We start from the raw sequence: 12123 nt of genomic DNA, 5'->3' as shown, positions 1-12123 counted from the left end.
GATGAAATTGTTCGCCGCCGCCGGTAGCGTGAGCCCATGAACGAGCACAGAGCTTTACGACGAACCGCCGCCGCCCTGTTCCTCGTGCCCGCCCTGGCCGCCGGCGCGTGTTCGACGGGCGATGACGGCGCATCCGGCGCAGCGGCGCCCGACGAAGCGAACATGGGCGTCGAGTCGTCCGAAGCCGGCGGCGGCCCGTCGCCGAGCGTGGGCGACGACGGGGGCCCGATCGCGGAGGACGACGCACCCGAGCCCGTGGCCATCGACGCCGACGCCATCCAGTTCGAGCTCGGCGGAACGCAGATGCTGTGTTGGGCGGACGCAGACGACGGCAGCGACGACTCGGTGTTCGGATGCCAGGGCGCGGCGGGATGGGACGCGACCGAGGGCCCCTCCCCCGCATCGGTGCTCCTGTTCACCGTCGCGGACGACGGCGAAGGCGAGGGTAAGGGCGAGGGCGACGGGGACGACAGGGGCGGCGTCGGTGGCGGCGACGCAGACGACGCAAAGGAGGGCGTGCATGCCGTCCAGGCCAATGCCCCGGAGACCGCCTGGCAGATCCAGGGCGTCCGTTCCGGTGGCCGATACCTTCTCGGCGACGCGACGATCGACCTCACCGATCGCGACCGGTTGACGTTCACCGTCGAGGTCGGCGACGGGGAGACCGAGTCCGGCTGGGTCACCGTCGAGGAATACGGCTGGGACGAGTAGCCGCCCCATCTTCGGCACGAACGAACCCGGCAGCTAGATAGACGTCCAATGGACAGAAAGAGGTGGTTGACCACGTCTTTCTGCCCACTGGACGTCTTTCTGCGGGGCACGCTCCCGGGGTGCGGGCCGGCCGTCGCCAAGCAATAGCTGCCCCTGTGAAGAGGCAGTTGCGCCGCAACCACTACCGCGCCATTAATTTTGGCCCGGATAGTATGGAGGCCATGACGCTACGCAAAAGACGCAACTGGAATGACCCCGGCAACTGGGTCCTCCCCGACGTTCTCACGAATCTCGCTGATGATCGAGACGAGGCTGACTTCACCCCAGCCGCCCAAGTACTCGCGCAGTATTTCCGGCGACGACCCGACGGACGCGTCTTCTTCAGCGGCGCGCGCTTCGATCGCCTCGGACGCAGTGATGATTCGAGCACATGCAACCGATTCACCGCCGAAGACATCGTCGCCGTGTCGATGTTGAGCGAGGACATCCCCGCACACGCTGCACTGGAGCTTACCGGTGATCCGGAAAACAAGACCGCCGACGACATCTCAGAAGAATTGAAGAAACTACCGCCCACGCTAACTCTCGCGGAAGCGAAACTCAGGACGACCGTGAACGGGGTCGAAAAGAGGGGTGTGCACTACCTGACGATGCAGCGTCTGTGGAGGCTCGTCACCCGTTCCACCGTGGAGCCATCGGGAGGGGAAAAGAAGGGGATCGGCGTAACCAGAGGCAGCAAACTTCTGGCAAGGAAGCGACCCCACCTGTTTCCCGTCATCGATGACGTCGTCAAGAGAACTCTCGCTCCAGGCGATCAACCCAAGTACGTCGGGGACAATTACTGGGTCTCCATGCAGGACGAACTCACGAAGAACAATGGTCGGCTCTTGCTGGACCTGCACCGGATCCGCCAACGCGCCGGCGATCTTCTCGAACCCATTCAGCACGATTCAGATCTTTCGGACATCAGCGTTCTCCGCGTGTTCGATGTCATCGTCTGGATGACCGGCAAAGGGTACAAGCCCGAGGATTGGAAGCCCTGACACGGTGAGACACGCTCGGCGGCGCGTCAATGCCTGGGAGCGAGTTGGACGAGAAGACAGATAGACGTCCAGTGGACAGAAAGAGCTGGTTGACCACGTCTTTCTGTCCACTGGGCGTCTTTCTGCGGGGCACGCTCCCGGAGTGCGGGCCAACTCGTCGTAAAGCAGCCACAGGGAACGGGACGACGCGCACGAATTCCGGCCACAGCGACGGACACCGACGACGGAAACCTACGTTTCGGCCAGATAGACACGTTTGAACGTGGGTATCTGGCCGAAACGTAGGTAACTGGCTCCAACTGGAGTCGGGCGAAAGCGGAGGCGAGGCCCGGCACGCCATTGACGGCGCCGCCGTCCTGTCACTGCCCGCCGGACCTCCGTCACTGCCCGCCGGCGCGCTGCCCCGCCGCTACCCCAGGATGCCCGTGCCCATCGTGGCCTTGAGATCGCCGAACAGGCTCGACGACTTGGTCACGCGCAGGTGCTCGCCGAGGACCATCAGCGTCGAGTTGTTGCCCTCCACGAGGTTCAAGTAGACGTCCGAGTCGCCCTTGTTGTTGACCAGCACGCCCTTGAGGCGGGCGATGTTCTCCGGCGTGCACTGATCGGTGCGCATGGTCAGGCGGATCGGGCTGCCCGACCCGTTCAGCCCCAGGTCCGGGACCTTCAGGTCATCGCAGACGATGGACAGGCGGTCGTCCCGGTACTGGACCCGGGCGCGGACGAGAACGATCGCGTCCTCGGCGACCAGCGTCGACACCATCGCGTACGTGCGAGGGAAGGCGAGGACCTCCACCGACGCACCGTTGTGGTCCTCGAGTCCGACGATCGCCCACGGCAGACCGTCCTTATTCACGCGGCGATCGACGCTGGAGATGATGCCGCCGATGACCACCTCGGTGTTGTGCGGCACTTCGCCGCCGACGATGGTGGTGATCGCCGTGTCGGTCTGCTGCGCCAGCGACTCCTCGAAACCGTCGAGCGGGTGACCCGAGACGTACAGGCCCAGCATCTCGCGCTCGAGGGCGAGCTCGTGCTTGCGCTCCCAGTTTTCCTCGGGGATCTTCACCTGGAACACGTTCTCGGCGTCATCGCCGGCTTCGTCGCCGCCGCCGAAGTCCGCGAACAGATCGAACTGGCCCTTGTCGGCGGCCTTCTTCGTCGGCAGCGCGGCGTCGACCGCGTCCTCGTGGATCAGCGCCAGGCCCTTGCGCGGGTGGCCCATCGAGTCGAAGGCGCCGCCCTTGATCAGCGACTCCGTCACGCGCTTCGAGCACGGCAGCGTGTCGATCTTGTCCAGGTAGTCCGAGAAGTCCTTGAACGCGCCCTTCTCCTCGCGGGTGGCGACGATCGAATCGACGACGTCGCGGCCGACGTTGCGGATGGCGCCGAGGCCGAAGCGGATGTCCTCGCCGACGGACTGGAAGTTCATCGCCGACTCGTTGACGTCCGGCGACAGCACGTGGATGCCCAGGTGGCGGCAGTCCGACAGGTAGATGGCGGACTTGTCCTTGTTGTCCGCCACCGACGTCAGCAGCGCCGCCATGTACTCGGCCGTGTAGTTCGCCTTCAGGTAGGCCGTCCAGAAGGACACCAGGCCGTAGCCGGCGGCATGCGACTTGTTGAACGCGTAACCGGCGAACGGCAGGATCGTGTCCCACAGCGTCTTGATCGCCGCGGCCGAGTAGCCGTTGGACTTCATGCCGGCCTCGAAGTTGATGAACTCCTTCTCCAGCACCTCCGGCTTCTTCTTGCCCATGGCCTTGCGGAAGCCGTCGGCCTGGCCGGCGGTGTAGTTCGCCACCTTCTGCGAGATCCTCATGATCTGCTCCTGGTAGACGATCAGGCCATAGGTCTCGGAGAGGATCTCCTGCAGCGGCTCCTCCAGCTCCGGGTGGATGGGCACGATGGGCTTGACGCCGTTCTTGCGGTCGGCGTACTCCCAGTGCGCGTTGACGCCCATCGGGCCGGGGCGGTACAGCGCCAGGGCGGCGACGATGTCGTTGAATTCCGTCGGGCGCATGCGCTTGAGCAGCTCGCGCATGCCGCCGCCGTCGAGCTGGAACACGCCGAGGGTGTCGCCGCGCGCCAGCAGCTCGTAGGTCGGGCCGTCGACGACCTCGAGGGTGTCCAAATCGATGTGCTCGTCGCGGTTGGACTGGATGTTCTCCAGGCAGTCGCCGATGACGGTGAGGTTGCGCAGCCCCAGGAAGTCCATCTTCAGCAGGCCGATGGCCTCGCACGCCGGGTAATCCCAGCCGGTGATGATCGCCCCGTCGGCGGCGCGCTTCCACATGGGGATGTGGTCGAGCAGGGGCACCGACGCCATGACGACGGCGCAGGCGTGCACGCCGGTCTGGCGCACCACGCCCTCCAGGCCGCGCGCGGTTTCGTAGATGCGGGCGACGTCGGCGTCGGTCTCGATGAGCTGGCGGACTTCGGCGGCCTCGCCGTAGCGCTCGTGCGACGGGTCGACGATGCCGCCGAGCGGGATGTCCTTGGCCATGATCGGCGGCGGCAGCGCCTTCGTGATGCGGTCGGCGATCTGGTAACCGGGCTGGCCGAACTGCACGCGGGCGGAGTCCTTGATCGCCTGCTTGGTCTTGACCGTGCCGAAGGTGACCACCTGCGCGACCTTGTCCTCGCCCCACTTGTCGGCGGCGTAGCGGATCATTTCGTCGCGGCGGCGGTCGTCGAAGTCGATGTCGATGTCGGGTGCGGAGGGGCGCTCGGGGTTGAGGAAGCGCTCGAACAACAGGCCGTGCTCGATGGGGTCGATGTTGGTGATCCACGTGGCGTAGGCGACCAGGGAACCCGCGGCCGAACCACGGCCCGGCCCGACCTTGATGCCGATGTCGCGGGCGTGGGCGATGATGTCGGCGACGATGAGGAAGTAGGACGGGTAGCCCTTGCCGTCGATGACCTCGATCTCGTATTCGGCGCGGCGGATGTACTCCTCGGGCACCTCCCCACCCTCGAAGCGCTTCCGCAGCCCCTCCATGACCTGGTGGCGCAGCCACGTCGTCGGCGTCTCACCCTCCGGCACGTCCGCCTTGGGCATGCGATCGTGGGGGTGCTCTTCCCAGATCTCGTCGTAGTCGCCGACCCGCTCGGCGATGAGCAGAGTGTTGTCGCAGGCGTCGGGCACCAGGTGGTCCCAGGTTTCGCGCATTTCGGCGGCGGTCTTGATGAAGTAGCCGTCGCCGTCGAACTTGAACCGGTCCGGGTCGTGCAGGGTCTTGCCGGTCTGCACGCACAGCATCGCCTCGTGCGCCTTGGCCTGGTCACGGGTGACGTAGTGGCAGTCGTTGGTCACCACCGGCGGCAGCCCCAGCTTCTTGCCGATCTCCAGCAGCTCGGTGCGCACCCGCGTTTCGATGTCGAGCCCGTGGTCCATCAGCTCGAGGAAGTAGTTGTCCTTGCCGTAGATGTCCTGCCACATGCCGGCGGCCGCCAAAGCCTCGTCGAACTGGCCCAGGCGCAGGCGCGTCTGCACGTCTCCGGAGGGGCAACCGGTGGTGGCGATGATGCCCTCGGCGCGTTCGGCGATGATCTCGGCGTCCATGCGCGGGTACTTGCCCAGCTGTCCCTCGTAGGACGCCAGCGACGACAGGTAGAAGAGGTTGTGCAGGCCCTGCACGTTCTCCGCGAGCATCGTCTGGTGCAGGTAGGAACCGCGGCCGGAGACGTCGTCGCCCTTCTGGTGCGGCTCGCCCCAGGTGATGCGGTTCTTGTTGAAGCGGCTCTCCGGCGCCATGTACGCCTCGATGCCGATGATCGGTTTGACGCCCTTGGCCTTCATCTGCCGGTAAAAGGCGTTGGAGCCGAACATGTTGCCGTGGTCGGTGACGCCCACGGCGGGCATCCCCTGCCGGGAAACTTCGTCGGCGAGCAGATCGATCTTCGCCATGCCGTCCAGCATCGAGTACTCGGTGTGGTTGTGGAGATGCACGAAGCTGGAGTTGGCCATGGATCCGGATTGTAGGCGGTGGCCCGGATCGGGGGCCAATGGCGCGGAATTTAGAACAAAATTAAAGCCCTACCTGCATATATCCATGTTCGCAGACGTGTGCAAGGTCACGTTACCAAAACTTTACAATCGCCGACCCCAAGCCCATACTTGAGCCCATCCTCACGTTTCACCTCAGGAACGTATTCCGCCGGAAGGTCTTCGGCGGGAACCCTCCAAGGAAAGGACACGCGATGTTCGCTCCCCTGCCCGACGGCGTCTTCACCCTCTTCCCCGCCCAGGCCCTGAACAACGCCATCGCCTCGATGGACCGCCGCCCGGTCGCGGCCGGTTACCTGGCCGACGGCGACGTCATCTCCTCGGAGACCGACGCCTCGCGCTACAGCTGGCTCGTCTAAGACCCGTTTATCCGGGTCGGCCGCCGGCCGCTCCGCGCAGCGCCCCTCCGCATGTCCCCGGACATGTCGTGGGGCGCTCGGCATTTTGCTTGACGACGGCCCGTCGCCGGCCCTGCAGGGCCTCACGCGCCTTATGCCGGCAAATCGGACTGCCGTTGACAAAGGCGGCTGAAACGTCCGCGCCGTCCGTCCTGGCGGCGTAATCTTTCTGCCATGAATGCACCGGTCAAGTCCGAGCTCGATCCTGTCCCCCGGACGGTGCGCTCCGCCGTCGCCGCGGAACGCCTGCCGGCGCTCGTCGTCGACCGCGACGCGGTCGACGCCAACGCCGCCGACATGCTGCGCCGTGCGGGCGGCACTCCGATCCGCGTCGCGTCGAAATCCCTGCGCATCCCCGGCCTGATCTCGTACATCCTGTCGAAGCCGGGCTTCCAGGGCGTGTTGGCGTACACGCTGGCGGAGGCCCTCATGCTCTACGCGGAGGGGGTCAGCGACGACATCCTCGTCGCCTACCCCACCGCCGACGATGCCGCCGTGGCGGAACTCGCCGCCGACGCCGGGGCCCGGGCGGCCATCGCGATCATGGTCGACTCCGCCGAGCAGCTTCCCGCGCTGGCGCGCCATGCCTCGGAGGAGGCCCCGTTGCGGGTGTGCCTCGACGTCGATGCGTCGTGGAAGCCGGTGCCGGGCGTGCACATCGGCACGCTCCGTTCCCCGACCCATTCCCCGCGGCAGGCGGCGGATCTGGCACGCGCGGTCGACTCCACGCCGGGGCTGCGGGTCATCGGCGTGATGATGTACGAGGGCCACATCGCCGGAGTCGGCGACGCCGGCTCCGGGCCCCGCGGGGCGGCCATCCGCCTCATGCAGAAGCTCTCGCGCAAGGAATTGGCCAAGCGCCGCGCCAAGGTCGTCGCGGCCGTGGAGGCGGCCGTCGGGAAGCTGGAACTGGTCAACGGCGGCGGCACCGGCTCCCTGGAGTCGACGTGCGCCGAGTCCGCGGTGACCGAAGCCGCGGCCGGCTCCGGATTCGTGGGGCCGACGCTGTTCGACAACTACCGCGCCTTCACCCCGACTCCGGCGAGCTGGTTCCTCCTGCCCGTCGTCAGGCGCCCGAAGAAGGACACCGTCACCGTGGCCGGCGGTGGCCGCATCGCCTCCGGCCCGGCGGGCACCGATCGGCTGCCCAGCCCGTCCTTCCCCGCCGGCCTGTCCTACGCGCCCGACGAGGGCCCCGGCGAAGTGCAGACGCCGCTGACCGGCGACGCCGCCCGCACCCTGCACATCGGCGATCCCGTCTGGTTCCGCCACGTCAAGGCCGGCGAAACCGCCGAGCACGCCAACGCCGCCATCGTCGTCGCCGACGGCGCCATCATCGACCGGTGGGACACCTACCGAGGAAAGGGACTGATCTACTCGTGAACGAAAAGCGGTGGAGCAACTGGTCCGGCACCCAGACGTGCGTGCCTGGCACCGTGCATCAGCCGGCGGACTCCGAGGAAGTCGGCCGCATCGTCGGGGACGCCGCGGCGTCGGGAAGCACCGTGCGTCCCCTCGGCGCCGGCCATTCCTTCACCCCGGTCGCCGTCACCGACGGCCACCGGGTGCAGCTGGACAAGATGGCCGGTTTCGTCGGCGCGGACGCCGATGCCGGCACCGTGACGCTGCGCGCGGGCACCCGCCTGCGCGACGTGCCGGGCATTCTGCGCCCGCGCGGACTGGCGTTGGCCAACCAGGGCGACGTCGACCCGCAGTCGCTGGCCGGCGCGGTGTCCACGGGCACCCACGGCACCGGCCTGGGCTTCACCGGATTCGCCGGCATGGTCCGCGGTTTCCGCATCGTCGGCGCCGATGGCGAGGAAGTCCACGCCCACGAAGGCGCCCCGGGTGTGGCCGGCGAGCTGTTCCGCCTCGCGCGACTGGGCATGGGCGCCTTCGGCGTGGTCACAGAGCTGACCATGGATGGCGTGCCCGCCTTCCGCCTGGCCGCCGACGAGCACCCCGAGGACTTCGACGAGGTGCGCCGCACCTTCCCGGAACGCGTCGCCGCGGTCGACCACATGGAGTTCTACTGGTTCCCGGGCACCGACGTGGCGCTGGTGAAGGAAAACACCCGGCTGCCGGGCATCGAGGACATGGAATCCGCCCACGACCCGGGCCTGCTGGGCCGGGCGGGCGACTTCATCGCCGACGAGGTCATCAACAACGCCGGTCTGCTGGCGATGTGCGAAGCCGCGAAGGCCGTGCCGAAGCTGACCCGGAAGCTCAACGCCTTCGCCGCCAAGACGGTGTCCACCCGCCGCTACGTCGACGAGGCCCACAAGGTCTTCGTCTCCCCGCGCCGCGTCCGCTTCTCCGAGATGGAGTACGCTGTGCCGCTGGAGACTCTGCCGGAGGTCCTCGACGAGGTCCGCCGCACCATCGACCGCCACCGCGCGTGGGTGTCGTTCCCCCTGGAGATCCGCGCCGCCAAGGGCGACGACGTGGCCCTGTCCACCGCCTACGGCCGCGACAGCGCGTACATCGCCGTGCACCGCTACCACCGCGAGTCCTACCGCGATTACTACGGTCTGCTGGAGCCGATCTTCCTCGCCGCGGGCGGCCGCCCGCACTGGGGCAAGCTGCACACCCTCGGCGCCGAACAGCTCCGGGAGCGTTACCCGCTTTTCGACGACGCCGCGGATCTGCGCCGCCGCGTCGACCCGGACGGGGTCTTCCTCAACGATCACCTTCGGCAGCTGTTCGGGGAGTAGCGCTCCCGTTTCGCTCCTCCGCTTCGGCGGGCTCCGTCCGCTCCAACGGATCGGCGGGCCCCACCCGCTCCGCCGAATCCGCGGACCGAACCCGTTCCGCCCGCCGGGCGCGGCGGGTGCGGCGGTGGCGGATGACGATGTCCGCGATGAACACCGCGACGGCAACCCAGATGATGACGTAGCCGATCCAGCGGGCCGGCTCGAGGTGCTCGCCGGCGATGAAGATGGCGATGCTCATCTGCATCGTCGGGGTGATGTACTGCATGAGACCGATGGTCGACAACGGGATCTTCTTCGCGCCGATGCCGAAGAGGAGCAGCGGAAGAGCCGTCGCAAAGCCGGCCGACACCAGCAGCAGCGCATGCCCGGCACCATGCGCGGTGAAGGTCCCCGTGCCCTCCCGGCCCAAATAAACCAGATAGGCGATGGCCAGCGGGGTCATGATCATCGACTCCGCGGTCAGCGACGCGGTCGCCGACAACTGCACCCGCTTCTTCAGCAGCCCGTAGAAGCCGAAGCTGAACGCCAGCACCAGCGCCAGCACGGGAGGCCTGCCGACGCCGATGGTCAGCACGACCACCGCGATCGCGGCGATGGCCACCGACCACTTCTGAAGGGGGCTGAGGCGTTCCTTCAGGAAGATCACGCCGAGCAGCACCGACACCAACGGGTTGATGAAATAGCCCAGGGCGGCCTCGGCGACGTGGCCGGAATTGACCGCGTAAACGTAGACGCCCCAGTTCACGGCGATGAAGATGGCCGCCAGCGACACGATCCCCCACGTGCGCGCGGACGCCTCGCGCAGCTCGCGCCATTTGCGCATGACCAGCAGGACGATGGCCATGACCACCAGCGTCCACACGAAACGGTGCGCCAGGATCTCCACCGGGCCCGCCGGCTGCAGCAGCGGGAAGTACAGCGGGAAGATGCCCCACAGCAGATACGCGAGGAAACCCTGGATCATCGGGGCGCGCCGGCGGGGTCGGGGGCGGGTGCGAAGGCATCGGCGGGGGCGGGCTCCGGCGGCGCGAGCGGCCGGACGCCGAATCGGCCGTACACCGCGTCGGCGGCCAACGCCTCGACTGCGGCGACTCCGGGGCGTCCCTCGATGGCGCGCAACTGCTCGAGCGGCGCCCGGACCAGCAGTCCGGTGATCCCATGCTGGCCACCGCCGACGACGGGGCCGGCAGCGCGGGCGATCAGATCCAGCTCGGCACGGATGACGTCCGCGCGGGACTGGCCGGCCGTCGGCTCGGCGATCGGGCGCGACGCCATCGGGCCGACGTACAGGGTGCCCACGCGAAGGCCCTCGATCCCGTCCACGGCCGCCGCGGCGGCGTCGGCATCGGCGGGCGGATCGAAGGTCACCAGCGCCCAATGCTCCGCCCCCTCCTCCGCGGCCGAACCGTCGGCAAGCGGCGGCGGGGTGCGCAGGCTCTCGGATGCCCGGGCCGCGTAGTCGGCGACCGACTCCCCGTTTTCGGGGCCCGCGAAATCGCCGTTGACGTTCATGGGGCCGCTGACCCGGTCGGACCCGGACATCAGCACCAGGGTGACGGCGAGACCGATGACGCACAGGATCGCAATGGCCGCCATGACGGGACTGACGCCGTCGGGCGCGGACTTCTTTTCCGGCTCCGGGGCGCGGTGGCGGCTCACTGGGCCCTCAACACGTCGAGGGCGTGCTGCAGGTCATCGGGGTACGGGCACTCGATCTCCATCCAGCGGCCGTCCGCCGGATGGCGGAACCCGACCGATACGGCGTGGAGCCACTGGCGGGTCAGGCCCAGCTTCTCGGCCAGCGCCTCGTCCGAGCCGTACATCGGATCACCGCAACATGGGTGGTTGAGCGCGGAAAAATGCACGCGGATCTGGTGGGTGCGGCCGGTCTCCAGGCCAACCTCCAGCAGCGTCGCGGGGGCGAAGGCCTCCAGGGTCTTGTAGTGCGTCACGGCGGGCTTGCCGTCGCGGCGCACGCAGAACCGCCAACCGGCCGACGGGTGCCGCCCGATCGCGGCGTCGATCGTGCCGGACGAAGGATCCGGGTGGCCCTGCACCAGCGCGTGATAGGTCTTGGAGACCTCGCGATTCTTGAACGCGCGCTTGAGCACCGAGTAGCCGCGCTCCGAGCAGGCCACGACCATCACGCCGGAGGTGCCCACGTCGAGGCGCTGCACGATGCCCTGGCGCTCCGGCGGACCGGACGTCGAAATGCGGAAGCCCGCGGCGGCCAGACCGCCGATGACGGTCGGACCGGTCCACCCCACCGACGGGTGCGCCGCGACGCCCACCGGCTTGTGCACGGCCACCAGGTCATTGTCGTGGTATAGCACGTCCATGCCCTCGACGAGCTCTTCCTTGGGCATCAACGGCGCCTGGACCTCGGGCAGCAGCACCGACAGCCACGCGTCCTCGCGAAGGCGGTCGGACTTGCCCACGTCCACACCGTCGACCTGCACGTCGCCGGCTTCCGCCAGCTCCGCGGCGGCGGTGCGCGACAAGCCCAGCAGCTTCGCCAGTCCCGCGTCGACGCGCATTCCCGCCAATCCCGGCGGCACGGGCATCTGCCTCGATTCACGCATCGGCCGTCTCCTCCCCCGCGCCCTCGCGCTTCGTTTCCGTCTCCGTCTTCGCGTCACCCGTCATCTCGTCGACGTCCGGGGAAAACATGATCCATGCGGCGAGCATGATCACGCCGACGGTGATCGCCGAATCGGCGAGGTTGAACACCGCGAAACCGCGCACCGACAGGAAATCGACGACGTGGCCGAAGTAGAACGACGGATCGCGGAACAACCGGTCGATGAGGTTGCCCGCCGCGCCGCCGGCGATGAGGCCGGCGGAAATCGTGGGCCATGGGGTGCGCAGCCACTTCGAGCCGACGGCCACGGCGACGATGAACACGATCTGGATGGTCGTGAACAGCCACGTCGAGCCGGTGCCCATGGAAAACGCGGCACCGGGGTTGCGCAGCAGCGTCAGCTGGAACCATTCGCCGAGCAGGTCGACGGGGGCCTTGCCCTCCAAAGCGTCGACGGCGACGATCTTGGAGACCTGATCGATCGCAGCGACCGCCAGGACCGTCGCCGCCAGCAGGCCCCGCTTCGGGCGCAGGGCCGACCACCGCGAGGCGGTGGCGTCGGGCGGGGAAGTCGGCTCGGGTCCTGTGTTGCGGGGGTTGGTCACCCGTCCATCATCTCCCATGTCCCCCGTTCGGGGCCAACGAGGGGCCGACGGTAGCCTGGGCG

10 protein-coding genes are annotated in these 12123 nt (G+C 68.0%); 5 read left to right on the top strand and 5 right to left on the bottom strand.

The genetic code is table 11. The features are described 5' to 3' along the window. Positions 1-36: 36 nt before the first annotated feature. Positions 37-711, top strand: coding sequence for a hypothetical protein (locus CX1_RS02450; RefSeq protein ID WP_146780779.1), 675 nt, complete (start codon positions 37-39; stop codon positions 709-711). A 221-nt stretch (positions 712-932) separates the two neighbouring features. Further along, complete coding sequence (locus tag CX1_RS12230; RefSeq protein ID WP_146780781.1) at positions 933-1754, top strand: DUF6308 family protein; 822 nt, start codon at positions 933-935, stop codon at positions 1752-1754. 409 nt (positions 1755-2163) lie between these two features. On the opposite strand, the gene dnaE is transcribed toward CX1_RS12230, so the two are convergent. Next, positions 2164-5724 carry a DNA polymerase III subunit alpha gene (gene dnaE / locus CX1_RS02440; RefSeq protein WP_046651527.1) on the bottom strand — a complete coding sequence of 1187 codons (3561 nt, stop codon included), beginning with the start codon at positions 5722-5724 and terminating at the stop codon, positions 2164-2166. A gap of 233 nt (positions 5725-5957) precedes the next feature. Between dnaE and CX1_RS12495 the strand changes: the two genes are divergently transcribed. The 3 genes from CX1_RS12495 (at position 5958) to CX1_RS02430 (ending at position 8875) form a co-directional block, all read left to right on the top strand. Further along, positions 5958-6122, top strand: a complete 165-nt coding sequence (locus tag CX1_RS12495; RefSeq protein WP_162836792.1) for a hypothetical protein — start codon at positions 5958-5960, stop codon at positions 6120-6122. Positions 6123-6335: 213 nt separating this feature from the next. Continuing rightward, positions 6336-7544 carry an alanine racemase gene (locus CX1_RS02435; protein ID WP_060925210.1) on the top strand — a complete coding sequence of 403 codons (1209 nt, stop codon included), beginning with the start codon at positions 6336-6338 and terminating at the stop codon, positions 7542-7544. After that, complete coding sequence (locus tag CX1_RS02430) at positions 7541-8875, top strand: D-arabinono-1,4-lactone oxidase (RefSeq protein ID WP_046651526.1); 1335 nt, start codon at positions 7541-7543, stop codon at positions 8873-8875. Before CX1_RS02435 ends, CX1_RS02430 begins: the two co-directional genes overlap by 4 nt. Here CX1_RS02430 and rarD read toward each other — a convergent pair. The 4 genes from rarD to lspA are packed head-to-tail and all read right to left on the bottom strand — an operon-like array spanning position 8841 to position 12061. Further along, complete coding sequence (gene rarD / locus CX1_RS02425; RefSeq protein ID WP_046651525.1) at positions 8841-9839, bottom strand: EamA family transporter RarD; 999 nt, start codon at positions 9837-9839, stop codon at positions 8841-8843. The two genes, CX1_RS02430 and rarD, sit on opposite strands and share 35 nt — an antisense overlap. Continuing rightward, positions 9836-10534, bottom strand: coding sequence for a hypothetical protein (locus CX1_RS02420; protein WP_060925209.1), 699 nt, complete (start codon positions 10532-10534; stop codon positions 9836-9838). The genes rarD and CX1_RS02420 overlap by 4 nt, the downstream gene beginning before the upstream one ends. Beyond that, on the bottom strand, positions 10531-11457 hold the full coding sequence (locus CX1_RS02415; protein ID WP_046651556.1) for an RluA family pseudouridine synthase: 927 nt from the start codon (positions 11455-11457) through the stop codon (positions 10531-10533). The genes CX1_RS02420 and CX1_RS02415 overlap by 4 nt, the downstream gene beginning before the upstream one ends. Then, positions 11450-12061, bottom strand: a complete 612-nt coding sequence (gene lspA / locus CX1_RS02410; RefSeq protein ID WP_244465585.1) for a signal peptidase II — start codon at positions 12059-12061, stop codon at positions 11450-11452. The genes CX1_RS02415 and lspA overlap by 8 nt, the downstream gene beginning before the upstream one ends. Between the last annotated feature and the right edge of the window lie 62 nt (positions 12062-12123).

Origin of the sequence: Corynebacterium xerosis NBRC 16721 = ATCC 373 (genome assembly GCF_001552415.1) — a bacterium.
Classification (GTDB): domain Bacteria; phylum Actinomycetota; class Actinomycetes; order Mycobacteriales; family Mycobacteriaceae; genus Corynebacterium; species Corynebacterium xerosis.
This window is presented reverse-complemented; position numbering and strand designations above follow the sequence as displayed.